General features: G+C 30.6%; 34 protein-coding genes and 1 pseudogene. 31 read left to right on the plus strand and 4 right to left on the minus strand.

All coding sequences use genetic code 11. From position 1 onward, the window contains the following. Positions 1–32: 32 nt before the first annotated feature. From OW729_RS04735 to OW729_RS04750, 4 genes are read left to right on the plus strand one after another with little or no spacing between them, the layout of a single operon-like run. The gene (locus OW729_RS04735; protein WP_268060312.1) at positions 33–359 is read left to right on the plus strand and encodes a ComEA family DNA-binding protein; all 327 of its coding nucleotides are present in this window, start codon (positions 33–35) and stop codon (positions 357–359) included. Beyond that, positions 359–670: a hypothetical protein gene (locus OW729_RS04740; RefSeq protein ID WP_268060313.1), complete on the plus strand. Its 312-nt coding sequence runs from the start codon at positions 359–361 to the stop codon at positions 668–670. The genes OW729_RS04735 and OW729_RS04740 overlap by 1 nt, the downstream gene beginning before the upstream one ends. Positions 671–681: 11 nt before the next feature. Then, positions 682–1,545 carry an N-acetylmuramoyl-L-alanine amidase gene (locus OW729_RS04745; RefSeq protein WP_268060314.1) on the plus strand — a complete coding sequence of 288 codons (864 nt, stop codon included), beginning with the start codon at positions 682–684 and terminating at the stop codon, positions 1,543–1,545. Next, on the plus strand, positions 1,545–1,805 hold the full coding sequence (locus OW729_RS04750) for a phage holin family protein (RefSeq protein WP_268060315.1): 261 nt from the start codon (positions 1,545–1,547) through the stop codon (positions 1,803–1,805). Before OW729_RS04745 ends, OW729_RS04750 begins: the two co-directional genes overlap by 1 nt. Here the strand turns inward: OW729_RS04750 and OW729_RS04755 are convergent. After that, positions 1,740–2,417, minus strand: a complete 678-nt coding sequence (locus OW729_RS04755; RefSeq protein WP_268060316.1) for an ABC transporter ATP-binding protein — start codon at positions 2,415–2,417, stop codon at positions 1,740–1,742. The genes OW729_RS04750 and OW729_RS04755 overlap by 66 nt on opposite strands. 502 nt (positions 2,418–2,919) lie before the next feature. Here OW729_RS04755 and OW729_RS04760 point away from each other — a divergent pair. Continuing rightward, positions 2,920–7,209, plus strand: a complete 4,290-nt coding sequence (locus OW729_RS04760; protein ID WP_268060317.1) for a 2-hydroxyacyl-CoA dehydratase — start codon at positions 2,920–2,922, stop codon at positions 7,207–7,209. A gap of 185 nt (positions 7,210–7,394) precedes the next feature. Here the strand turns inward: OW729_RS04760 and OW729_RS04765 are convergent, their stop codons facing one another. Genes OW729_RS04765 through OW729_RS04775 form a run of 3 tightly spaced genes read right to left on the minus strand, consistent with a single transcriptional unit; the run spans position 7,395 to position 10,254 of the window. Continuing rightward, positions 7,395–8,186, minus strand: a complete 792-nt coding sequence (locus OW729_RS04765; RefSeq protein ID WP_326498355.1) for an ABC transporter substrate-binding protein — start codon at positions 8,184–8,186, stop codon at positions 7,395–7,397. Positions 8,187–8,230: 44 nt separating this feature from the next. After that, entirely contained in the window at positions 8,231–9,859 is a 1,629-nt protein-coding gene (locus tag OW729_RS04770) for a recombinase family protein (protein WP_268060318.1), read from the minus strand. Positions 9,860–9,888: 29 nt separating this feature from the next. Beyond that, positions 9,889–10,254, minus strand: coding sequence for a helix-turn-helix domain-containing protein (locus tag OW729_RS04775; protein ID WP_268060319.1), 366 nt, complete (start codon positions 10,252–10,254; stop codon positions 9,889–9,891). 209 nt (positions 10,255–10,463) lie between these two features. Here OW729_RS04775 and OW729_RS04780 point away from each other — a divergent pair, with 209 nt between their 5' ends. The 26 genes and pseudogenes from OW729_RS04780 to OW729_RS04900 all read left to right on the plus strand — a co-directional run bounded on the left by OW729_RS04780 (position 10,464) and on the right by OW729_RS04900 (position 21,776). Further along, entirely contained in the window at positions 10,464–10,697 is a 234-nt protein-coding gene (locus OW729_RS04780; protein ID WP_268060320.1) for a helix-turn-helix domain-containing protein, read from the plus strand. Further along, positions 10,678–10,842: a hypothetical protein gene (locus OW729_RS04785; protein ID WP_268060321.1), complete on the plus strand. Its 165-nt coding sequence runs from the start codon at positions 10,678–10,680 to the stop codon at positions 10,840–10,842. Before OW729_RS04780 ends, OW729_RS04785 begins: the two co-directional genes overlap by 20 nt. After that, on the plus strand, positions 10,832–10,975 hold the full coding sequence (locus tag OW729_RS04790) for a hypothetical protein (protein ID WP_268060322.1): 144 nt from the start codon (positions 10,832–10,834) through the stop codon (positions 10,973–10,975). The genes OW729_RS04785 and OW729_RS04790 overlap by 11 nt, the downstream gene beginning before the upstream one ends. A gap of 163 nt (positions 10,976–11,138) precedes the next feature. Continuing rightward, a pseudogene (locus OW729_RS04795) lies at positions 11,139–11,498 on the plus strand (phage antirepressor KilAC domain-containing protein); the annotation flags it as partial. Then, on the plus strand, positions 11,437–11,589 hold the full coding sequence (locus OW729_RS19460) for a DUF6906 family protein (protein ID WP_407647634.1): 153 nt from the start codon (positions 11,437–11,439) through the stop codon (positions 11,587–11,589). The pseudogene OW729_RS04795 and the gene OW729_RS19460, both read left to right, overlap by 62 nt. Before the next feature lie 5 nt (positions 11,590–11,594). Next, positions 11,595–11,777: a hypothetical protein gene (locus OW729_RS04800; RefSeq protein ID WP_268060323.1), complete on the plus strand. Its 183-nt coding sequence runs from the start codon at positions 11,595–11,597 to the stop codon at positions 11,775–11,777. A gap of 242 nt (positions 11,778–12,019) precedes the next feature. Further along, on the plus strand, positions 12,020–12,244 hold the full coding sequence (locus tag OW729_RS04805) for a hypothetical protein (protein WP_268060324.1): 225 nt from the start codon (positions 12,020–12,022) through the stop codon (positions 12,242–12,244). Then, positions 12,244–13,293 (plus strand): YqaJ viral recombinase family nuclease, encoded by a 1,050-nt coding sequence (locus tag OW729_RS04810; protein WP_268060325.1) that lies wholly within the window; start codon positions 12,244–12,246, stop codon positions 13,291–13,293. The genes OW729_RS04805 and OW729_RS04810 overlap by 1 nt, the downstream gene beginning before the upstream one ends. 14 nt (positions 13,294–13,307) lie before the next feature. After that, a complete protein-coding gene (locus tag OW729_RS04815) occupies positions 13,308–13,490 on the plus strand; it encodes a hypothetical protein (RefSeq protein ID WP_268060326.1) in 183 nt (60 codons plus the stop codon). Between the two features lie 15 nt (positions 13,491–13,505). Then, positions 13,506–14,393 carry a recombinase RecT gene (locus OW729_RS04820; RefSeq protein WP_268060327.1) on the plus strand — a complete coding sequence of 296 codons (888 nt, stop codon included), beginning with the start codon at positions 13,506–13,508 and terminating at the stop codon, positions 14,391–14,393. Further along, on the plus strand, positions 14,386–14,751 hold the full coding sequence (locus OW729_RS04825) for a hypothetical protein (protein WP_268060328.1): 366 nt from the start codon (positions 14,386–14,388) through the stop codon (positions 14,749–14,751). Before OW729_RS04820 ends, OW729_RS04825 begins: the two co-directional genes overlap by 8 nt. A 26-nt stretch (positions 14,752–14,777) precedes the next feature. Beyond that, positions 14,778–15,617 carry a DnaD domain protein gene (locus OW729_RS04830; RefSeq protein ID WP_268060329.1) on the plus strand — a complete coding sequence of 280 codons (840 nt, stop codon included), beginning with the start codon at positions 14,778–14,780 and terminating at the stop codon, positions 15,615–15,617. Continuing rightward, positions 15,517–16,320: an ATP-binding protein gene (locus OW729_RS04835; RefSeq protein ID WP_268060330.1), complete on the plus strand. Its 804-nt coding sequence runs from the start codon at positions 15,517–15,519 to the stop codon at positions 16,318–16,320. Before OW729_RS04830 ends, OW729_RS04835 begins: the two co-directional genes overlap by 101 nt. Positions 16,321–16,331: 11 nt before the next feature. Next, positions 16,332–16,499, plus strand: a complete 168-nt coding sequence (locus OW729_RS04840) for a hypothetical protein (RefSeq protein WP_268060331.1) — start codon at positions 16,332–16,334, stop codon at positions 16,497–16,499. A 49-nt stretch (positions 16,500–16,548) separates the two neighbouring features. After that, on the plus strand, positions 16,549–16,767 hold the full coding sequence (locus OW729_RS04845; RefSeq protein WP_268060332.1) for a hypothetical protein: 219 nt from the start codon (positions 16,549–16,551) through the stop codon (positions 16,765–16,767). Beyond that, a complete protein-coding gene (locus OW729_RS04850; RefSeq protein ID WP_268060403.1) occupies positions 16,752–16,988 on the plus strand; it encodes a transposase in 237 nt (78 codons plus the stop codon). The genes OW729_RS04845 and OW729_RS04850 overlap by 16 nt, the downstream gene beginning before the upstream one ends. A 205-nt stretch (positions 16,989–17,193) precedes the next feature. Then, positions 17,194–17,445: a hypothetical protein gene (locus OW729_RS04855; protein WP_268060333.1), complete on the plus strand. Its 252-nt coding sequence runs from the start codon at positions 17,194–17,196 to the stop codon at positions 17,443–17,445. 33 nt (positions 17,446–17,478) lie between these two features. After that, positions 17,479–17,724 (plus strand): DUF3850 domain-containing protein, encoded by a 246-nt coding sequence (locus OW729_RS04860; protein WP_326498356.1) that lies wholly within the window; start codon positions 17,479–17,481, stop codon positions 17,722–17,724. A gap of 40 nt (positions 17,725–17,764) precedes the next feature. Next, on the plus strand, positions 17,765–17,989 hold the full coding sequence (locus OW729_RS04865; RefSeq protein WP_268060334.1) for a hypothetical protein: 225 nt from the start codon (positions 17,765–17,767) through the stop codon (positions 17,987–17,989). A gap of 31 nt (positions 17,990–18,020) precedes the next feature. Next, positions 18,021–18,206, plus strand: coding sequence for a hypothetical protein (locus tag OW729_RS04870; protein ID WP_268060335.1), 186 nt, complete (start codon positions 18,021–18,023; stop codon positions 18,204–18,206). A gap of 84 nt (positions 18,207–18,290) precedes the next feature. Beyond that, a complete protein-coding gene (gene xerA, locus OW729_RS04875) occupies positions 18,291–19,283 on the plus strand; it encodes a site-specific tyrosine recombinase/integron integrase (protein ID WP_268060336.1) in 993 nt (330 codons plus the stop codon). Positions 19,284–19,297: 14 nt separating this feature from the next. After that, positions 19,298–19,699, plus strand: coding sequence for a single-stranded DNA-binding protein (locus OW729_RS04880; protein ID WP_268060337.1), 402 nt, complete (start codon positions 19,298–19,300; stop codon positions 19,697–19,699). 18 nt (positions 19,700–19,717) lie between these two features. Continuing rightward, positions 19,718–19,897 (plus strand): hypothetical protein, encoded by a 180-nt coding sequence (locus OW729_RS04885; protein WP_268060338.1) that lies wholly within the window; start codon positions 19,718–19,720, stop codon positions 19,895–19,897. A gap of 83 nt (positions 19,898–19,980) precedes the next feature. Beyond that, positions 19,981–20,403 carry a DUF1064 domain-containing protein gene (locus OW729_RS04890; RefSeq protein WP_268060339.1) on the plus strand — a complete coding sequence of 141 codons (423 nt, stop codon included), beginning with the start codon at positions 19,981–19,983 and terminating at the stop codon, positions 20,401–20,403. Further along, positions 20,391–21,020, plus strand: coding sequence for a putative metallopeptidase (locus OW729_RS04895; RefSeq protein ID WP_268060340.1), 630 nt, complete (start codon positions 20,391–20,393; stop codon positions 21,018–21,020). The genes OW729_RS04890 and OW729_RS04895 overlap by 13 nt, the downstream gene beginning before the upstream one ends. A 33-nt stretch (positions 21,021–21,053) precedes the next feature. Beyond that, complete coding sequence (locus OW729_RS04900) at positions 21,054–21,776, plus strand: hypothetical protein (protein ID WP_268060341.1); 723 nt, start codon at positions 21,054–21,056, stop codon at positions 21,774–21,776. The last annotated feature ends 13 nt before the right edge of the window (positions 21,777–21,789 follow it).

Genomic DNA, 21,789 nt, shown 5'->3' on the forward strand with positions numbered 1-21,789 from the left:
ATTTTCGATATCGGAGTATCGGAGGTGGTGAGTTGGAAAATAAAGATAAAAAAAATAATCTTAATTTTATACTTATAATTATTGTAAGCATTTTTTTAGGATTTGTAATAGGTATCGTTATAAATAAAAGTAGTAATAATATCAATCAATCAGTGAATATAAATGCTACTGCAAAAACAGAAGATAAAATCAATATTAACACAGCAACACAAAAACAATTGGAAATTTTACCTAGTGTTGGAGAAGTAAAAGCTAAAAAAATAATAGAAAAAAGACCATACAAAAGTATTAATGAATTGGTAGATGTTGTAGGAGAAAAAACATTTATTGTTATAAAAGATAAAGTGGAGGTGAGTTAATGCCATACGAATTACTTGCTAATGGCGGAGCAGTTGCGGCAGGGTTTGTAATACTAGGTTTCTTAATTAAAAATTATACAGATAGTAATAAGAATCTTATAGAAACTATAAACAGTAACAATAGAAGCACAGAAACCAAGTACGAGAAATTAGTAGATGAAACTATGCAGCAATGTAAGCGAAGGGAAGATGTATTAATAGAACAACTAGACAAGTATAATTCTAGTCTCAAAGAAATATCGGAAAATATAAAAGTTATACCTCATATGCAAGAGGATATTAATTTTCTAAAAGAAAAAATCGGAGAATAGGAGGAATATATATGAAAGGAAGTATAAGAGGTGGACATAACTACGGAGTACCAGGAGCAATCGGAATCATAGACGAAGTCAAGGAAGACAGAAAATATTATCCATTCGTCATTTCTAATCTAGTACGAGAAGGATTTAATATAAAAGATGTTACACCAAATAGAACTTCTACTACTGGTCAAGATTTAAGTTATGGGGTTAGTAAATGCAATGATTTTGGATCAGACTTTTTTATTAGTTGTCATCTTAATAGTTACAATGGAAGTGCTAGAGGATGCGAAGTTTTATATCACAAAAGTTCATCTAGTGGAAAAAAACTGGCTGAATGTATAGCTACAGAAATATCAAAGTTAGGATTTCCTAGCAGAGGAGATAATAGAGGGGCTAAAGCAGATACTAGAGGACTATATGAATTAAGGCATACTAAATGTACTGCGGTAATAGTAGAACCTTTCTTTTTAGACAACTTACAAGATGTAGAAATATATAGAAGAGTAGGCGCACAAGGCATAGCTAATGCAATTACAAATGGCGTGTTAAAATACTATGGTAAAAACCCTACATATAATAGTAAAAAAAGTACTTATTCAGTTAACTACTGTAAAGAATTTCAAAAGTTCTACAATACAGTTACCCAAACTAGAGCACCTTTAATAAAAGATGGTATATTTGGATTAAGAACAGAATCAGCATTTAACACAATAAAATCTTTAGTTTTATATAACCAATATCCAACTCCTTACTGTAAAGAATTTCAAAAGTTCTACAATACAGTTACTCAAACAGGTTCGCCAATTGCAGAAGATAATATTGCAGGCAACAATACAAAACAAGCCTTAAATACAATAGAAAAATTAATTAAGGGGGAATACTAATGGATATAAATATAATGGATTTTATAGTACAAGAATGTCTATGGCTAATACCTGTATTGATGGTAATAGGATATGTTTTAAAACAAATACCTAACTTCCCAGATTGGTGTATACCGATAGGATTGTACATTATAGGACTTGGATTAGGATATGCATTTATCGGTAAAAGTTCAATTGGACTATTGCAAGGACTATTATGTGCTACTGCTGCAATTGGCTTTCATCAAGGTATAAAGCAGAATATTAAAAAATATATTTAGTAACCATTTATAGTATATTGGTTCCGCTATGTCGTGTGTAACCATTATTGCAGTTTTGTTTTCACGTTTTATTATTTTATATATTTCATCACTTGCATTTAATCTGCTCTGATAATCTAGAGCTGAAAAAGGTTCATCAAGAAGTAAGATATCAGGATTTAATGCTAAAGTTCTTATTAATGCAACTCTTTGTCTCATACCTCCTGAAAGTTGTTTTGGGTAATAATTTTTAAAATCCCAAAGATTGTAGTCATGTAACAATTTAGTTACTTTATTGATACTGTCATCATTTACCTTATGCTGAACTTTTAATCCTAAAAGCACATTATTCCATACAGTAAGCCATTCAAATAATTGATCTTTTTGAAACATATATCCTATTATTAAAGAAGAGTTGTCTATATTTTTGCCATCTACAAGTACATTACCTTCAGATGGGCTTAAAAGCCCTGCTATTATATTCAAGACTGTAGATTTACCGCATCCAGATGGACCTACTATACTTATATATTCTCCTTGTTTTACTGTAAAAGAAATGTCTTTTAAGGCTTCAGTTTCACTTTTTAATGTGTGATAGTTCATATAAATATGGGACACTGTTAATTCATTCATAACATCATCTCCAAAGAGTTATAGTTTATTATATGTATGAACAGGCAGAGTGTTAAGGTAAAATAGGATTTAAATAAAATTGTTAATATTTACAAATGGTGATTGAAATTTTTTACTATTAATCATATAATTAGTTGATGAAGAGATTCTTACCTTCATTAGGCTCTTAAATTTCTATTAGGTTTAGATATACTAATTTAGTGGTGATATACTCTTATTCCTCGCTAAAGGGTTTAACTAGACAGGATACTAATAAACAGAATTTTTAGGAGTTTTACTCCTTAGAAGTCGTTATCTAGGGTCGTGTTATTCTTTATTCATACTTAAAGAAGATAGGAATATTAGAATGACTAGACATCGGATAAACAGAATTCTTAGGAATTTTACTCCTTAGAAGTCGTTATCCAGGGTCGTGTTATTCTTTATTCATACTTAAAGAAGATAGGAATATTAGAATGACTAGACATCGGATAAAATTATAGAAAAGTGAGTGTAGGTGTGTATGAAAAAAGTATTTAATTTAGGATTGGATGTAGGTTCAACAACAGTAAAACTAGTTATGATAGATAAAGATAATAATATGGTTTATGGAACATATAAACGGCATTTTTCAAATATTAGAGAAACTATTGCTAAACTTATAGAAGAAGCTTACTTGAAGTTTAATGAGGATAGCATAACAATAAATATAACAGGATCAGGTGGATTATCTATATCTAAATGGTTAGAGATACCATTTGTGCAAGAAGTTATAGCATCATCTAAAACTGTGGAATATGTTATTCCTAATACAGATGTAGCCATTGAACTTGGTGGGGAAGATGCAAAGATAACTTATTTTGATAAGAGTATTGAGCAAAGAATGAATGGAACTTGTGCAGGAGGTACTGGAGCTTTTATCGATCAAATGGCTGTTTTACTTCAAACAGATGCATATGGTTTAAATGAACTTGCAAAAAAATATAAGGTTATTTATCCAATTGCTTCAAGGTGTGGTGTTTTTGCAAAAACAGATATACAACCTCTTTTAAATGAAGGTGCATCAAAAGAAGATTTATCAGCTTCTATATTTCAAGCTGTGGTTAATCAAACAATAAGTGGCCTTGCGTGTGGACGACCTATAAGAGGAAAAGTTGCATTTTTAGGAGGTCCATTACATTTTTTATCTGAACTTAGGACTAGGTTTATAGAAACTTTGAATTTATCAAAAGATCAAATAATTTTTCCGGAAAATTCGCAGTTATTTGTAGCAATAGGAGCGGCTTTATATTCTAGAAAAGAAAACCCTATGCCTTTTAAAACATTGTATGAAAGCTTGCCAAAATTAAAGCAAGTATCCGATTATGAAGTTAAGAGATTATATCCTTTATTTAAAAATGAAAACGAGCTAGAAAAATTTAAACTTAAACATGAGGACTGCAAAGTAAAAAGATGTGATATTAGATCTTATGAAGGCAAATGTTTTCTTGGTATAGACGCAGGTTCTACTACTACAAAGGCTGTTTTAATATCTGAAGATGGAGCTTTACTATATTCTCATTATGGTAGTAATAGAGGCAAACCTTTAGAGCGTACTATAGAAATATTAAGAGAAATTTATAGTATACTTCCAAAGAAAGCTTCCATTGTAAATAGCACGGTGACAGGATATGGAGAGGGATTGATTAAAGCAGCTCTTAAAGTTGATATTGGAGAAATTGAAACAATAGCACACTATAAGGCAGCAGAGTTTTTTGTTCCTGGAGTAGAGTTTATACTAGATATAGGCGGACAGGACATGAAATGTATGAAAATAAAAGATGGTGTTATAGAAAGTATAATGCTCAATGAAGCTTGCTCATCAGGGTGTGGTTCATTTATTGAAACTTTTGCAAAATCTTTAGGTATGGAGGTTGAGGATTTTGCAAGGGAAGCTGCTTTAGCAAAAGAACCTGTAGATTTAGGATCTAGATGCACAGTATTCATGAATTCTAGGGTAAAACAAGCTCAGAAGGAAGGAGCTACTGTAGGAGATATATCTGCTGGACTTTCATATTCTGTAATAAAAAATGCTCTTTATAAGGTTATTAAGTTAAGGAATCCTAATGATATAGGAGGAAAAGTTATCGTACAAGGAGGAACTTTCTATAATGAGTCAGTTTTAAGGAGTTTTGAAAAAATAATAGGTAAAACTGTAGTAAGACCAGATATTGCAGGACTTATGGGAGCTTTTGGAGCAGCTTTAATTTCCAAAGAAAGATATACAGAAGGATATAAAACAGAATTACTTTCTTTAGATGATATAGATAGTTTTAAGGCTTATACTTCTATGAAGAGGTGTGGAGGTTGCGGAAATAATTGTCTTTTGACAATGAATAAATTTTCTAATAAAGAGATATTTATAAGTGGAAATAGATGTGAAAGGGGTTTAGGAAAAGGGAAAATTAAAAATACTATTCCAAACTTATATGAGTATAGATATAAAAGAATATTTAACTATGTACCTTTAAAAAGAGATGAAGCAGTAAGAGGTGTGGTCGGAATTCCAAGAGTATTGAATATGTACGAGAATTACCCTTATTGGTTTACTTTTTTTAATGAGTTAGGGTTTAGAGTAGAGTTATCAGGTAGATCTTCTAAGAAAATTTATGAGATGGGTATGGAAACAATTCCTTCGGAATCAGTTTGTTATCCTGGAAAATTGGTTCACGGACATATTATGGATCTTTTAAGTAAAAAGATAGACTTTATATTTTATCCATGTATACCTATTGATAAAAAAGAACAGAAGGAAGCAGATAATAATTATAGTTGTCCAATAGTAACATCTTATCCAGAAGTTATAAAAAATAATATAGATATACTTAGAGAGAAAAATATTAAATTTTTAAATCCTTTTCTTCCAATGGATGATATAAATAGGTTATCTAAAAGGCTTTATGAGGAATTCAAGAATTTTGGTATAGGAAAAAAAGAAATAGTTGAGGCAGCAAACAAAGCTTGGCATGAAAGAGAAAATGCAAGAAATGATATAAGAGTAAAGGGAGAAGAAGTAATAAAATATTTAAAGAAAACTGGTAAAAAAGGAATTGTGCTTGCAGGTAGACCTTACCATGTAGATCCCGAAATTAATCATGGTATAGCAAGTTTAATTACAGAGTATGATATGGCAGTATTAACAGAAGATAGTATAGATCATTTAGGAAAGGTTAAAAGACCCCTAAGAGTTGTAGACCAATGGGTTTATCATTCTAGATTATATGCTGCAGCGGAGTTTGTTGCCTGTCAAGATAATTTGGAACTTATTCAGCTAAATTCTTTTGGTTGTGGATTAGATGCTGTTACTTCTGATCAGGTAGAGGAAATATTAAGTGAGCACAATAAAATATATACCCTTATAAAGATTGATGAGGTAAGCAATTTAGGAGCTGCAAGAATTAGAATACGTTCTTTAAAAGCAGCTATAGAAGAGAGATACAAAAAAGGCATTAAATCTGAATATAAACCAAAGATAAGTGAGAAGATTATATTTACTGAGGAAATGAGGAAGAAACATACTATTTTATCTCCTCAAATGTCACCTATACATTTTCAGTTTGTAGAGGAGGCCATGTCTTCTTCAGGGTATAATATTAAAATATTGCCATCAGTGGATAAAGATGCAATTGAAGAAGGATTAAAGTATGTAAATAATGATGCTTGCTATCCATCTATTATAGTGGTGGGACAGATGATAGAAGCGTTAAAGTCAGGAAAATATGATATAAATAATACTTCTCTTATTATAAGTCAGACAGGTGGAGGATGCAGAGCTAGTAATTACATTGGATTTATAAGAAAAGCATTAAAGGAAGCAGGATTTCCAAGAGTTCCTGTAATATCTCTAAATTATGTAGGGCTTGAAAGCAATCCAGGGTTTACTATCTCTTATTCTATGGCAAAGAAGTCTTTAATAGCTCTTCTTTTTGGAGATTTAATGATGAGGGTATTATATAGAGTAAGACCTTATGAAAAGATAAGAGGATCTGCCAATCTTTTATATGATAAATGGGTGGAAAAATGTAAAAAAGTAATAAGAGGGGGAAACTTTAAATTAGCTAAAAAGTATATATACCAAATGGTAGAAGATTTTGATAATCTAGAAGTTATAGATGTTAAAAAACCAAGAGTGGGAGTTGTAGGAGAAATACTTGTAAAATATCATCCCACAGCTAACAATGATATTGTTGGTATTTTAGAAAAAGAAGGAGCAGAAGCTGTTGTACCTGACCTTACAGATTTCTTTTTATATTGTGCTTATGATGAAACTTTTAAATATAAATATTTATCAGGAAATCTAAAGTCTAAGTTTTTAAGTGACGCAGCAATATTATATATAGAACATTTTAGAAAAGATATGAAAAAAGCATTAAGTAGCAGTAAGAGATTTTCACCACCAGCTACTATTAAGGAATTGGCGGAAGGAGCAGAACCTATTCTATCTCTAGGAAATCAAACAGGAGAGGGGTGGTTTTTAACTGCGGAAATGGTTGAACTAATCAAAAGTGGAGTTAAAAATATAGTATGTCTCCAGCCTTTTGCATGTCTTCCTAACCATGTAACAGGTAAAGGAGTTATAAAAGAGTTAAGAAGAAGATATAATGATGTTAACATTGTTCCTATTGATTATGATCCAGGAGCAAGTGAAGTAAATCAATTAAATAGAATAAAATTAATGCTTTCCGTAGCAAGTAGAAATCTTGAAAAGGAAGAAAAATATAATGAGGATCAATCAGAAGTTTTTGATGAGATAGCTAGTAGTAATCAAAAATAATTAACTAAAGGTATTTGATTAAGAGTTATATTTAATAAATTGTTGAATTCATATAATTTTTATTATAATGAATTCAACAATTTAACTTAAAACGAAGAATTATGGTTATTATTAAATATATTTTGCTAAATGATTATATATTTGTTAGAAGTATTTAGAATTATATTTATTAGAGGAATTTAAAATTATTTTTGTGTAGAAGTAACTTTTGTTGCATATTCATTTGTCACTATGGTATTAAATGGAGGCCTTTCTTTGATTAAATCAGGTTTATAAGATTGTATTATATCCATAAGTCTATTTAATTCCTCTTCCTTTATCATAGGATCAGGTGCAAATGCATTGACATTTCTGTAGTTTTTTATAACATTCTTTAATACATCTATATCACTACCAGGGAAGAAAGATTGAATAGATTCTGCAACTGTATTATCTCCATTGTGTGTTATCCAAACTTGTCCTCTATAAATAGCTTTTGTGAATTTTTCTATTATCTCAGGATTTTTTTCTATATAAGATCTAGTTGCAAAATAACATGTGTAAGGAATAGTACCTGCTTCCTTACCTATAGAATCTACTATATATCCAGAACCATCTTTTTCAAGCATACTTCCAGTAGGTTCAAACAAAGCAACATAATCACCAGTTCCAGTTTTAAATGCACCAGCAGTGGCTGTAAAAGCTAAGTTAGTTATAAGGTTTACATCCTTGCCAGGTGTCAAACCATGTTTTCTTAATACAAATTCGAGACTCATTTCAGGCATTCCACCAGGTCTTCCACCTATTAATGTTTTGCCCTTTAAAGATTCCCATTTAAAGTTATCTTCTTTAGTTCTTCCAACTAAGAAAGAACCGTCAGTTTGAGTAAGTTGTGCAAAAATTACTGGGAGGTCTTCACGTTTTTGATTATAGATATAAATAATCTGCTCAGGACCACAGAAACCAATATCACAGCTTCCACTTAAAACTTGTTGCATGGTTTTATCTGCGCCTTTGTATAAAACACAAGAACAGACTAAAATTAAATTCTTCTTTTTACTTTCCCATGAGATATTTTTTTATTACTACCAACAAGGTTTATCTCGAACGTCTTGTCATTACTGTACCAAACAATATTATCTACTAGCCCTTTTATTAAAATTCTTTTTTGTTCAATGTTTACAAAGTCGTAAAATTTTTTGAAGTTTAATAACTTTTCTTTAATATCATTAATAAATGCATCTTCTTCATCTTTTAACATTTCAAGAGAGTTAAGTTCTTTTAATCTTAATTCAAATTCATCTATTTCTTTTTTTAATCTATCTAATTCATCTTTAAGCAAGTTTAAAATGCTCATATCATCAATTAATGCAAATTTTTTTATTATTCCTTGGATTATTTTTTTGTTTTCTTTAATTTTCTTTTTTAAATTCATTGCTTCATCTTTGTCATATTTCAGTGTGTCTTTTTTATTTTGATAATAAATTGTTTTAAATTTTTCTATATCTAATTGTTTTAAATACTTAGGAATATGTTCTTCTGCTTTGTAAGCATTTAACATTTTATTAGAACACCTATTACTTGCTCTGTTTTTTAAATTACATCTATAATATCTTTCCATGAAATTAATTTTCTTGTTGAAATGACTCCAAGAACTCATACCTGATTTACATTCTCCGCATATTAACATGCCAGATAATAAAAACTTTTCACCAGTACCTGAACGGGGAGATATTTTACTTTTATTTTCTTGTATTATGCTTTGACATTTTAACCATATGTTAGAAGGAATGATTCCATTATGTTTTCCTATGGCTATTATCCATTCACTAATAGCTTTTTCTTTTTTTCCACCTTCTCTTTTATTATAAACCATTAATCCATGTGTACCATCGGGAGTACCATGTAAAGTTGCACCTTGATTCCTAAACCATTTAAAGATTTTATCATCAGATATACAATATACAGGGTTTATAATTATTTGCCTAACAGTTTCTCTGGAAAATTCACCACCATTTTTACCTTTGTAGTTATTTTTACATAGATATGTTGCAACAGAAGAAAAGCCTCTTTTTTCTAGGTATAGTTTATAGATTAATTTTACTACATTAACTTCGTCTTCAACTTCAGCTAATTTATGCATTTTTTTACTCTTACCATCTTCATTAGAATATTTTATAGGTTCAGATTTGTAACCTAATGGAGAAGTACCACCTAACCAACGACCTGTTTTAGCTAACTCCACCATATTATCTTTAATTCTTTCTGCAATAGTCTCACGCTCTAATTGTGCAAAAACTGCAGCAATATTCATCATTGCACGACCCATAGGTGTGCTAGTATCGAATTGCTCTTTTATACTTATAAAGTCTATATTATATTTTTGTAATTCCTCTATTGTATTGGAGAAATCAGCTACATTTCTACTTATACGATCTAGTCTATAGCAAATAAGTATGCTAAATTTTTTGTTTTTAGCAGCTTTCATCATTTTTTTAAATTTTGGTCTGTTTGTATCTTTTCCGCTAAATCCTTCATCTTCATATATTTTTATATCTTCTATATTATTAAAATTTCTTTTTAAATAGTCTTTACACATTTCTACTTGGTTTTCTACAGATTCACCTTTTCCTGTGAATTTTGATTTTCTTGAGTATATTGCTGCAATCATAAGATTTCTCCTTTCTTATGTTTATAGTATTAATTATTTTTCTTTTTTAATTTTAAAGCTATTTCTGCCTTTATAGCATTTAAAATCATATTTTCTGTTGCACTATCTATATTATTAACATCCTGTATTATGCCTTCTTGAATTAACCTATCTAAAAAATCATTAATTAAACTTTCTGTCTTAGCAGTTTCTTTAATATCATTTCCATATAAATAATCTATACTAACTCCAAAAAAATTTGCAATCTTTTGTATGGTTTCTTTATTACCTTCACGTTTTCCACTTTCAATCATCCCTATTGTTGAAGATGATAATTTTAATTTTTTAGCTAAATCTTTTTGAGAGAGCTTAGCTTCATTTCTTAATTCTTTTAATCTTTCACTTAAAGTACTCATTTTAACGCTCCTTTCTTGATTATTATATCACATTATGTGAGTAAATCAATAGAAATGTGAGAAAATAAAAGAAAATAATAGTAATATTGTGAATTCAGAACATATTTTCGACAAATTACTATAAATTAACAATACAATAAAAATATAAGTAAATTTTGAATTTTAACTTACTCACGATACGTGATATTATAATCACAGGAGGTGAGGAAATGACATTTAGACAACTAAGAGAAAAAGCAGGCTTAACAGTTAAAGAAAGTGCTAAAAGGTTGGGAATTAAGCCTAGTACATTGAATAAGTATGAAGTATCGATAAGACATCCAAGTCAACTTGTAATGATACAAATGGTACAAGTTTATAAATGTACTCACGAAGATGTGATGATTGCCTATAAGGGAAATTTAGAAAGGGCGGTGCAAAAATTTGGAAAAACAAATCCATAACCTTTTAAAACAATTCAAACACGAAGAAAAAGCAGATGTTTTAAATTGTGTTGTTAGTAAACTTCATAATTTAAAAACTAGTACAAGCATTAATTCATATAATATAACAAGTGCTAAAAAAGAAGTGAATATAAATGGAGTTTAAGGTTATTGTAAACTACCCTACAACAGAAGAAGGAAAAAGGGAACTGGAAAAAAGCCAAGCGGAATCAGTATTGAATGTTTTAAATCAAATTTTAACACCAGAACAATTAGAAAAACTAATCAGTAGGTTATAGGAGTATTTAACCATTACAAAAGATTAAAAAATGAGCAGCTCTAGTTTTTTAAAAGTATAGTACAAAAATTTCTACTTAAAAAACAAAAATACTTCTCAATATATCAATACTCATATCTAAATTAGAATAGTACACTTCATGTCAAACTAGTTTTTAGAAAAAGAGTGTACAAGCTTCTAAAACGTCAATCCTAGTTGGGGACTTAGCAAAGCTAATTAAGCAAAATGGACATGATATAGGTGCTAAAAGGTTGTTTAACTGGTTAAGAGTTAAAGGCTACTTAATAAAGAGAAAAGGCACAGATTACAATATGCCAACTCAATATAGCATGGACTTGGGACTATTTGAAGTTAAAGAAACTTCAATAACTCATTCAGATGGACATATAAGCGTAAGTAAAACACCTAAGGTTACAGGCAAAGGGCAGATATACTTTATAAATAAATTTAAGGGGGTGCAAGATGAAGCATTTAAGAAAGTTAACAAGGACAGAGAAAGTATTTTTAAAAGAGCAAGGGCTTAATCCAAAAGAGTTCTTGTGTGAGAGAAAAGATTTTGAAAGCTACACGTTTTACTATATATCCACTGGGAAATTAGTAACTATGAGGAGGTAAGAACTATGCTAAGAGCAATGCTAGAAAGGAGAGTAGGACATTTAAGTAATGACGAATTTGAAATAATATGTGAAATGACAACAGAAGATATTAAGTTCAATAGAATTAGATTTAAAAAATGTACAAGCCTAGCTTACATTTTGGATATTGCAGAAAGAAGTGCATATGTTTTAAAAAGGTGTGCATGAAGGGAGGAAAGATAGTGATAATTTGCAGTGTTGGGAAATGCCCCATGGATTTAAAAACACCCATCTGTTGTTTATATTGTAAGAAAAGAAAAAGATGCCCAAATGCATGTAAAAGCCAGAACATGTCTTGCAATTTAAGCAGACAAACAGTAGAAAAAAAGAGCTGCGCCAACAGCTCAAATAAAAAGATTAAATAAATTTTCAATTAAGTAGATTTTATAAGAGATTGGAGGTTTTGTAAAGTGAAAAAAATAATTATAGCGTACATTACAGGAGTTATTAATTCTTACACAAAAGAACTTTCAAGATTACAGAAGAACGGAATTGCTTATGAAACAAGTATGAGATATAAAGCAATCATAAGTGGATTTAATGATCTGCTAGATTTCGTAGAGGATTTACAAGAGGAAAGTGACGAGCCTATCACAGTAGTTTTAAATAGTAAAGTAAAGCAGAGGGAAATATAATGGTTGAATTTATAGAAGATAAGAACCTATTCCCTAATGTGAAAGTAATATTTGATACTAGAACAGATGATGAAGCTAGAACACAATGGTTAAGTCAAAGATGTAATAGTATAGGCGGTTCAGAAATAGCAAAAGTAGCAGGCTTTTCAAAGTATGGAAGTGCATTAACAGTATTTAATGAAAAGCTTGGACTAAGTGAAAAGTTTGAAGGCAACATACACACTAAGTTTGGTAATAGAATGGAACCTCTAATAAGAGAGTGGGTACAGCAAGATTTTAAAGAATCTACAGGAATTACATTAAAGACATATGAGTATCCATATATGATGATCCATAAAGATTATGAGTATTTTAGTGCTAACATAGATGGTTTAGCTAAATTAGGAAGTAACTATAGATTCTATGAAAATTTAGATACTGGAGAAATAAAAGAAATACCTGAAGGAGAATTAATAGGAATTGAAATTAAAACAGCTAGTGAGTTTTTAAAAAAGATGTGGCAAGGTGAAGAAATTCCAGACGAGTATTATTGTCAGTGTCAATGGTACATGGGAATTACAGGGTTGAATTATTTCTTAATAATCTATTTATTAGGTAAGGAAGTCAAGTGGAAGGTAATTCCTAGATGTGGAGCAGATATAGAAGCATTGTTTAAAATAGGTAAAGAATTTTGGAACAACAACATCCTAACTAAAACGCCACCAGTTCCATTAGGACTTGAATGTGAAACAAAGGACATATTATATCAACAGGCCTTAGATAATGATTTAGAAGTCACTGTGGGTGAGAATAAGTTAGTAAGGTATAAAGACATTACTGAACAAATAAAGGCTCTAGAGAGAGAAAAAGAACAGTTAAAACAATTAATTTTCTTAGATATGGTAGATAGTAAGAAAGGCTCTGATGGAGTTTACAAGATAAGCAGATTTGAAATTAAAAAAGACAAATTAGATTTGAAAGCTCTTAAAGAGAAATATCCAGAAACATATAAAAATATACTCCAAGGGCAAACAGAGTATGTGAATATGAGAATTACTAAATGTAAATAAGGAGGAAAGGGAATATGGAAAAGATTGGATGTGCATATTGTGGAAGTGAAAGACCAAAAGAAGAAATGATTAGAGGTGAAATTACATTTAGAGATAGAAATCCTATTACAGGAAAAATATTTATAAATAAAAAAACAAACTGGTATTGCAAAGATAAAGGTTGTGCTGGATATGACCAAATGGCATATGAAGGATAAAAAGGAGGAATAACAATGGCTAATGTCAACGGAGGTTTAGTTGCTAATAAGCAACATCAAAATACACAATTAACACCACAAAAGAAAATGCAGAATGTATTAACTAAAATGATGCCAGAAATTAAAAAAGCAGTTGCAAATACTATGGCGCCAGAGAGATTTAGCAGAATAGCACTAAGTTTATATAATGGTAATCCTGCATTTTGGGAGGCTGATACAACAACATTTTTAAGTGCATTAATGCAAAGTGCTCAATGCGGACTAGAACCTAATACAGTGCTTGGAGAAGCTTATTTAATAGCTTATAAAAACAACAAGCAAGGCATTACAGAAGTTAATTTTCAAGTTGGGTACAAAGGTATCTTGAAAATGGCTTTTAATACTGGAGAATATGAAGCTATATATGCCCATGAAGTTAGAAAAGGTGATGAATTTCAATATGAATATGGACTTCATAAGAATTTAATTCATAAGCCTGCGGATATACCCTCAGAAGAAGTTACTCACTACTATGCAGTGTATAAATTAAAAAATGGCGGCTTTGATTTTGTAGTATGGAGTAAAGAAAGAGTAGAACATCATGCAAGAGAGTTTTCTAAAAATTATACTTACAAGGGCAGTATTAATAAAAGCTCAGTTTGGTTTAAAAATTTTGATAGCATGGCAAAGAAAACAGTTCTTCTAGATGTACTTAAATACGCACCTAAGAGTGTGGAAATGGCTAAAGCATTAGACATGGATTATAAAGCAGAAGCTAAAGAAGAGAAGGTGAGTAACTTTAATTATGTGGATGTAGATGCAGTAGATGTTGAAGAGGAGTTAGAGAACAATACAGTTGAAACCAATACAAAACAAGATGACTTTGCAGGCACACCATTTGAGGAGGCTGAAACTAATGATTAAACATAAATATGATGATGAAATAGCAGCAGATATAACTGAGATAGACAGTATAGAAGAGTTAGAAGTAAGCGGTAACTTAAGTGCTGCTACATTAGAAACAGAAGGGGGAATAAGTAGGCCAGCTAAGTTTATTCTAGTGGACCTTACAGATAGAGAAAAAGCAGAGGTACTGATACACAACTTAGATTCTATGGAGCAACAAGAAGCATGTGAGATATTAGAAAAAATGATTTTCGGAGAAACATACGACCACTTAGAAGAAAATTCTATAAGAGTTGAGAAAGCAGAGTATACAGATTTTGAACATGAAGAAATCAAGAAAGATCATTTAAGTCAATATGACCATATAGAGTATTAAAAATAGACAAGCTTTAGGAGGCTATCATGGCAGAAGGATGGATAAAACTTTATAGGAATATCCAAGAACACTGGATATGGCAAGACCCACAAAAGTTAAAATGGTGGCTAGATATCCTCCTTCTAGCTAACCATAAAGATAACAAATTTCTATTAGGAAATGAATTAATGCAGTTAGAAAGAGGAGAACATCACACTTCTGAACTAAAATTAGCAGAAAGATGGGGAGTATCAAAGACTACTGTAAGAAGATTTTTAAACTTGCTCCAAAGTGATGAAATGATAGAATTGAAAAAGTCAAAAAAGGGTACCACCTTAAAAGTTAGCAATTACAACGCTTTTCAAGACTTTTCAGAAGATGAAAAAACCATAAAAGAACCACAGAAGAACCATAAAAAAACCATAAAAGAACCATATGAGAACCATACGGTATACACAAACAATAATGAAAAGAATGAAAAGAATGAGAAGAATGATAATAATTATATAAATAATAATAAAGAGGATGAATTAAATCCATTAAAAGAATATCAGAATAACATCTTCCCAACTCCAGGAATGATAGAAATACAAAGTATTCAAAAATGGAGTAGCAATTTAGGAAATGAGTTAGTTGTACATGCTATAGGCATAGCAGCAGAGAATAATGTTAGAAACTACAAGTATATAGAGCGAATACTTATGGATTGGAATAATAATGACATTAAAACTTTAGATCAGGCAAAAGCATATTCAGCAAATAGAAAGAAAGGGGGACAAAAACAACATGACAGAAGTAGAGAAAATAGTAAACAGGATAAAGTCGAATATGACTTCAACAGACCATACACAGGACCAAGTTACTCAGATGGAGAAATCGACTTCTGATATATGCCCCATATGTAATGGTACAGGATGGGAGTTGAACAAAGAAACTAGAGCGTATAAAAGATGCAAATGTTATAAAAAAGAAAAAATGCAAAGACTTTGGAAGAAATATGGAGTAGATCCTAAAGACATAAAAAAGCTAAATGATTATGTTCCTATAGATGAAATACAAAAAGAAGCTAAAGGTAAGGCAGTAGATTATGTTAAAGATTTTGAAACTATAGTAGGGAATAAAGAGAATGGTTTTGGATTATTTGGACAACCAGGAGCAGGAAAAACCCACATACTATTGGCTATAGGTGCAGCATTAATTTCAAAGGGAATAGAAGTAGTATATATGCCTTATGTTGAAGTTATGCGGGAACTTAAAGCAACTGTAATGGATAATGAGTACTACATTAAATTTTCATCTAACTATATGAAAGCAAGAGTTTTGATTATTGATGATTTATTTAAGGATAAATTAAAAAACGGGAATTTGGTTGGAGAATTAAAAGAATCGGACATCAAGCATCTTTATCCTATATTAAATTATAGATACTTAAATAATTTACCAACGCTAATTAGTACAGAATGTACTCCAGATATATTACAAAGATTAGATGATGCACAAGCTGGAAGAATGTTAGAAAGATGTGGAGATAACATTATAGTTTTTACAGGACAAAAATATAACTACAGAATGAAAAAATTTATGAGATAGGGGTCTATAGAATGAGCGATAGAAAAGATGAAATAGGGTTCGTACTAGGAATGATAGATAAGTTTTGTACTGAGTATCAAATAGCGTTGATTCCTTGTGAAACTAAACAAGGCGTGAAATATGTTGGTGTTCTAGACAATACAAATGGCAACAAATATGCAATGATTAAGCAGAAATAGTTGCTACGCAAAATTCGTATATTGCGAAATAAAAGAAGGGGTTGAAAAAATGGCTTATAAAAAAATTGGAACTATTGATAATATCACAGAAATACCATTAAATAAAAATATAATTGTAAGTGGACACGTTGATGGAATTGGATGGATGTGGCACATGGGAGGAATATTTAAGAAAAAAGGTAATGAAATAATATTTCAAAATGAATATGGAATGAGTACAAAAGTTCAAAATGGAAAAATCGGTTTAAATATATTAAGAAAAATTTAAGTCGCAATCCAAAGAAATATAAGGCACTTTTAGAAGGTATTAAAGTTGAGTATGTTAATCCATATAATACATCTAAACAATGCCCTATTTGTGGCAAATTAAATACTGCTAAAGATAGAAAATATCAATGTTCATGCGGCTATAAAGCACATAGAGATTTAAACAGTTGTATTAATATAATTAATGCAACTGTTGTAGATGGTAATAGTCTACAAGCCTAAGATACTATAGGTACTGTCTTAGGAAGGGTACTGGCATACCCTTAGCTTGAGGTTATACTGGACTATCAGAAATAGACTTGCCTTTAATCACTCAAGAATCCCCTGACTTTAGACATGGGGAGTGTCAACAGAACCATATAAGAAATAGTTTAAGATATGTTTTGGTATATAAATACAATGAGTTATTGAAAGGTGGCAAATGGTTATGATTATTATAAATAACTATAGTGAAATCGACCTTAAAATGGTGAAAATAGGAGAAAAATTTGAAGTTCAAAAGGGTAAAAGAAAAGCCATATATAAAATAATTGAAAGTATTAATTTTGAAGGTTGTTATGACCTTTTACGTTGCGAAAATATGGGGTATTCTTGTAGTACTTATGTATGGAGAGAAAAACACTTAACTGGTTGTGGAAGTATAGTAGGCTGTATGGAACAAGCCTATGACATCACATGAGTATATTATGAAATATTGGAAAGGAGAATTGTTGTGATAAATCATCAATTAAAAATAATACCAAAATATTTCAATGACGTTGCAAACAAGACTAAAACCTTTGAAGTAAGAAAAGATGATAGGAATTTCCAAGTAGGTGACTGTTTGGTTTTAAGAGAATTTGAAAATGGCGATTATACAGGAAAATATATTAGTGTTTATATAAGTTATATTCTTGGTAGAGAATATAATGAAAAAAAATATGTTAAAGATGGATATGTAATTCTAGGCATTAAATAACGTCGTTAAATAAAAGGATTGTGAAGGAGATGGGGAGAGCATGAAATTAAATGAAGAACAAAAATTTTTACTTCAAGATGATGATGGGAATTTGATACTAATAACTGAAATAGATTTTAATTATGAGTTATTGAAAAACCAAATAATGCAGATGAAAGGCATTAAGTTTGAGGTAGATTATAGTGAAAATACTATTGAAAAACATGATGAAGTAGAAGTTCACACAAGCTTTTCGATTGATGGGATTTTTAAAAAAGAAGATTAATAATTTAAAAGGTTTGTGGGGTGGTGAGAAAATGAAATTGAGTATATTTGACATACTAAAAAAAGGAAATATTGATAAAAGGTATATTTGTAAAGGTGAGTTATATGTAGTTAAAGAAAATCCAAGTGGAGTAATTAGTCTTAAGCATAGCAATGGAGCATCAATGTTGCTAAATGATAAAAATATAAATAAACATTTTATTGAGGCTAAAGAATAGCAGATGGAGAAGAGCATGAAGAGAATAAAAGGGATGTAACGCAGTGAATAAATGTCTTAGTGGCAATATAGGAGGTAATACAAAATGTATAGTACAAATAAAGATGAAGTAGTAATAAAACTAGTAGGAAAGTTATCTTTAGAGTTCCCAGATATAGATCAATTAAAGGTTAGAGAGTTAGTTGAGGAAGTATTGTACAAGTATGATATATTGCCACAGGAGACAAGCTTAGCTAGTAGCGATATAGAAGAGAAATTAGGTATATATTTGGCAACTAAGAAGCTGGACGGACTTAGCCAGCAAACATTGAAAAATTATCAATATAATTTAATGAAATTTGCAGATTATTTAAGGAAACCTCTAGTTACTATAACTACGATGGACTTAAGAATGTTTCTAGCGCAGAGGTGTAAGGGATTAAAACCAACCAGTATAAATGGACAAATATCCATTTTAAAGTCTTTCTTTTCTTGGTTAGTAAATGAAGAATATATACCTAAGAATCCTGCAATTAAATTAAAGCAAACTAAAGAGCCTAAAAGATTAAGACATGCTATGACAGAGGAGGAAATTGAATTATTAAGACAAGCATGTAAATCAGATAGGGAAAAAGCTTTAGTGGAGTTTTTAATAAGTACTGGTTGTAGATTATCGGAAGTAGTGGGTGTTAATAAGGCAGACGTTAACTGGCATGAAATGAGTTTGCATGTAATAGGTAAAGGAGCTAAGGAACGTAAAGTCTATTTCAATACGAAAGCTAAAATTCTATTGAAAAAATATTTACTGACTAGAAGTGATAGTAATCCAGCACTGTTTGTTACTTCAAAGAGACCTCATGGTCGATTAGGCGGAAGATCTATACAAAGAGAAATTAAAAAGATTGCAAAGAGAGCGGGAATAGAAAAGTCAGTATATCCACACTTATTTAGGCATTCGTATGCTACGCATAAACTTAATGCAGGAATGTCACTACCAGTTATTCAGCATCTTATGGGTCACGAAGACCCTGCGACTACTCAAATATACGCGGAACTGTCAGAGGAAAATATCAAACATGAATATAAAAAGATTTCATAAAGGAGAGATGAACATTGAATAGAGTTGTTCTAATAGGGAGATTAACTAAAGACCCAGAGTTAAGCTTTATACCTGGAAGTGGTAAAGCTGTTGTAAAATTTGTTTTAGCAGTAGATAGAAGATTTTCTACTAGTGGTCAGAAAGAAGCAGACTTTATTCCTATAGTTGTGTGGGGAAAGCAAGCAGAAGCTACAGCAAACTATGTGAGCAAAGGAAAATTAATAGGCGTTTCTGGAAGAATTCAAACTAGATCGTACGAAGCTAAAGATGGAACTAGAAGGTATGTCACAGAAGTAATTGCTGATGAAGTACAGTTCTTAGAGCGGGCAGATGGTCCACAAGAAATAAATAATAATAATCCAATCAATTATGAAAATGAAATCACTCCAATAGATGATGGTGATATTCCATTTTAGAGAGTTTAGGAGGTTAAAATGTTTGAAAAAGATATGAAGGTAAAAATAAAATGTAAGATTGGCAATGACAAAAGAGTTAGAACTTTTAAGGGTAAAGTAGTTATTGCTACTAAATATTTTATAGTAGTACAAGGAAAGAACTACAGGGAATGTTTTAAATACTCAGATTTTGAGTGTGGGGATGCAGTATTAATTTAAAAATATAGGATTAAGGCTATTAGATGGTAATGTTATAACTTTTCATTATCACTTGATAGTCAATTGAAAGGGGTATTTATAAAATGGTTAAAAGTAAGTACGGAGCTGAGAAGATCACAGTAGATGGAATTACTTTTGATTCTAAGGATGAAGCTAAATATTACTTATACCTAAAAGAATTAAAAGCTAAAGGCAAGATATTAAACTTTGAATTACAACCTAAATATGAATTGCAGCCAAGCTTTAAAAAGAATGGAAAAACATATAGAGCTATCACATATGCACCAGACTTTCTTATATATCATCTTGATGGAACGGAGGAGTTAATAGATATTAAAGGCATGAGCACTCAACAAGGAGAAATGAGACGCAAAATGTTTGATTACAAGTATCCAGATTTAAAGCTTACATGGGTTGCTAGATCGCTAAAATATAGTGAAACTGGTTGGATTGAATATGACAAATTAAACAAGATTAGAAGGGAGAATAAGAAATGCCAAAAATAAGGATTATAGCTGATACAGGGGAGTTAATAAATGATATAGATTGTATAGGATACAACTTGCAGTATGTTGACGCTGATGGGAATGGACAAGTTCAAAAGATAAGAGCACTTAACAATGGTAAGTATGATTCAAAGCATTGGATTAAAAATGAATTTTACAAACCATTAGCAGAGAAAATAAAGGATAAGTACAAAGAACAGATTCCAGAGTTTACTTATATAAATATAAATAAACTGCTTTTCTTAGAAGATATAGACTATGTTGGAGATGAAATGAAACGAAATGATGATGTTATGTGGATCAAGAAAGCTCCAAGGCAATTAACAGACTTAACAGGATATAAATTTATTATCTTTAGTAGAGAGTTTTGGATGTCCAGAATAAGCAAAGAACAGATATTATGGCATATATACTCAGTTTTAAGGCAAGTAGATGGAGATAAATTAAGAGAACCAGATATAAAAGGATGGAAAGAGGTATTAGGCACTTTAGGTTATGGATGGGAAACAACATTAACTCCTATGCCTAACCTTATGGATGGATTTGAAGATGAAGACTTTGCAATGCTTAAGAAAGCAGATAGACAGCTTAAATTTGACTTAAGAAATGCTAAATAGGGGCTTAAATGCCCCTTGAAAGGAGGGAAAGTTATGGAACTTACTCCAGTGCAATTAACTATATGGGATATAAAAGTTGTAGAAAAGCCTAAAACAATTATCAATAAAATTACACCAAAAGAAAATGAGAAATCTATGAAACCTTTAGAATTGACAGAGCTGCAACAAAAATTCTTAGATAAAAATAGAATTATGGAAAATGAGAATTTATATAGATTAATAAAATACTGTGGCGGTGGGTTAGGTATAGAGCTAGCTACTCCAGGAGGATATAAGACCATATACGTTAATAAAGAAGGGAAGAAAGAGTTTACTAAAGATAAAAAGCTACCAGTGTTACCTATGGACAGGATATTGTTTTATAGGGAAGATTTACAGCCTAACAGCTTGCAGGAAGAAAAGTTACAGAAGTTAAAAACTAAGTATTTTGCAGCTAAGGAAATTAGTCGTAAAGGTGACGAGAACATAATACTAGAGTTGCAAGATAAAGTTATTAGTATAAATTCCATAGGGTGGGTACTAGAGTTTAATAATGTACAAGCAGCTTATGGAGATGATGAAGTTATAAAAGAAGAAAGACAGGCTCTACAGGATATTAAAATTGGAGACATAATAGAAACAACTTGTGGTAAGGAAGTTATAGCTGCAAAAGTATACAGTGTTTACAATTTTGGAAGTACATTAAATATAATTTGGGATAAGAAACATACTGCAATTCCAAGATTTGCGGTAAAGAAAATAATTAAGTGTGCTTAAAGGAAGTGAGTTC

The organism is Clostridium brassicae, assembly GCF_026738875.1.
GTDB lineage: Bacteria > Bacillota > Clostridia > Clostridiales > Clostridiaceae > Clostridium_H > Clostridium_H brassicae.

Bases quoted from the DNA above. Each gene is read 5' to 3' on its own strand.
- OW729_RS04740 (WP_268060313.1), top strand. From the start codon at position 359: ATGCCATACGAATTACTTGCTAATGGCGGAGCAGTTGCGGCAGGGTTT.
- OW729_RS04745 (WP_268060314.1), top strand. From the start codon at position 682: ATGAAAGGAAGTATAAGAGGTGGACATAACTACGGAGTACCAGGAGCA.
- OW729_RS04750 (WP_268060315.1), top strand. From the start codon at position 1,545: ATGGATATAAATATAATGGATTTTATAGTACAAGAATGTCTATGGCTA.
- OW729_RS04755 (WP_268060316.1), bottom strand. From the start codon at position 2,417: ATGAATGAATTAACAGTGTCCCATATTTATATGAACTATCACACATTA.
- OW729_RS04760 (WP_268060317.1), top strand. From the start codon at position 2,920: ATGAAAAAAGTATTTAATTTAGGATTGGATGTAGGTTCAACAACAGTA.
- OW729_RS04765 (WP_326498355.1), bottom strand. From the start codon at position 8,186: ATGCAACAAGTTTTAAGTGGAAGCTGTGATATTGGTTTCTGTGGTCCT.
- OW729_RS04770 (WP_268060318.1), bottom strand. From the start codon at position 9,859: ATGATTGCAGCAATATACTCAAGAAAATCAAAATTCACAGGAAAAGGT.
- OW729_RS04775 (WP_268060319.1), bottom strand. From the start codon at position 10,254: ATGAGTACTTTAAGTGAAAGATTAAAAGAATTAAGAAATGAAGCTAAG.
- OW729_RS04780 (WP_268060320.1), top strand. From the start codon at position 10,464: ATGACATTTAGACAACTAAGAGAAAAAGCAGGCTTAACAGTTAAAGAA.
- OW729_RS04790 (WP_268060322.1), top strand. From the start codon at position 10,832: ATGGAGTTTAAGGTTATTGTAAACTACCCTACAACAGAAGAAGGAAAA.
- OW729_RS19460 (WP_407647634.1), top strand. From the start codon at position 11,437: ATGAAGCATTTAAGAAAGTTAACAAGGACAGAGAAAGTATTTTTAAAA.
- OW729_RS04800 (WP_268060323.1), top strand. From the start codon at position 11,595: ATGCTAAGAGCAATGCTAGAAAGGAGAGTAGGACATTTAAGTAATGAC.
- OW729_RS04810 (WP_268060325.1), top strand. From the start codon at position 12,244: ATGGTTGAATTTATAGAAGATAAGAACCTATTCCCTAATGTGAAAGTA.
- OW729_RS04815 (WP_268060326.1), top strand. From the start codon at position 13,308: ATGGAAAAGATTGGATGTGCATATTGTGGAAGTGAAAGACCAAAAGAA.
- OW729_RS04820 (WP_268060327.1), top strand. From the start codon at position 13,506: ATGGCTAATGTCAACGGAGGTTTAGTTGCTAATAAGCAACATCAAAAT.
- OW729_RS04825 (WP_268060328.1), top strand. From the start codon at position 14,386: ATGATTAAACATAAATATGATGATGAAATAGCAGCAGATATAACTGAG.
- OW729_RS04830 (WP_268060329.1), top strand. From the start codon at position 14,778: ATGGCAGAAGGATGGATAAAACTTTATAGGAATATCCAAGAACACTGG.
- OW729_RS04835 (WP_268060330.1), top strand. From the start codon at position 15,517: ATGACAGAAGTAGAGAAAATAGTAAACAGGATAAAGTCGAATATGACT.
- OW729_RS04840 (WP_268060331.1), top strand. From the start codon at position 16,332: ATGAGCGATAGAAAAGATGAAATAGGGTTCGTACTAGGAATGATAGAT.
- OW729_RS04845 (WP_268060332.1), top strand. From the start codon at position 16,549: ATGGCTTATAAAAAAATTGGAACTATTGATAATATCACAGAAATACCA.
- OW729_RS04855 (WP_268060333.1), top strand. From the start codon at position 17,194: ATGATTATTATAAATAACTATAGTGAAATCGACCTTAAAATGGTGAAA.
- OW729_RS04865 (WP_268060334.1), top strand. From the start codon at position 17,765: ATGAAATTAAATGAAGAACAAAAATTTTTACTTCAAGATGATGATGGG.
- OW729_RS04870 (WP_268060335.1), top strand. From the start codon at position 18,021: ATGAAATTGAGTATATTTGACATACTAAAAAAAGGAAATATTGATAAA.
- xerA (WP_268060336.1), top strand. From the start codon at position 18,291: ATGTATAGTACAAATAAAGATGAAGTAGTAATAAAACTAGTAGGAAAG.
- OW729_RS04885 (WP_268060338.1), top strand. From the start codon at position 19,718: ATGTTTGAAAAAGATATGAAGGTAAAAATAAAATGTAAGATTGGCAAT.
- OW729_RS04890 (WP_268060339.1), top strand. From the start codon at position 19,981: ATGGTTAAAAGTAAGTACGGAGCTGAGAAGATCACAGTAGATGGAATT.
- OW729_RS04895 (WP_268060340.1), top strand. From the start codon at position 20,391: ATGCCAAAAATAAGGATTATAGCTGATACAGGGGAGTTAATAAATGAT.
- OW729_RS04900 (WP_268060341.1), top strand. From the start codon at position 21,054: ATGGAACTTACTCCAGTGCAATTAACTATATGGGATATAAAAGTTGTA.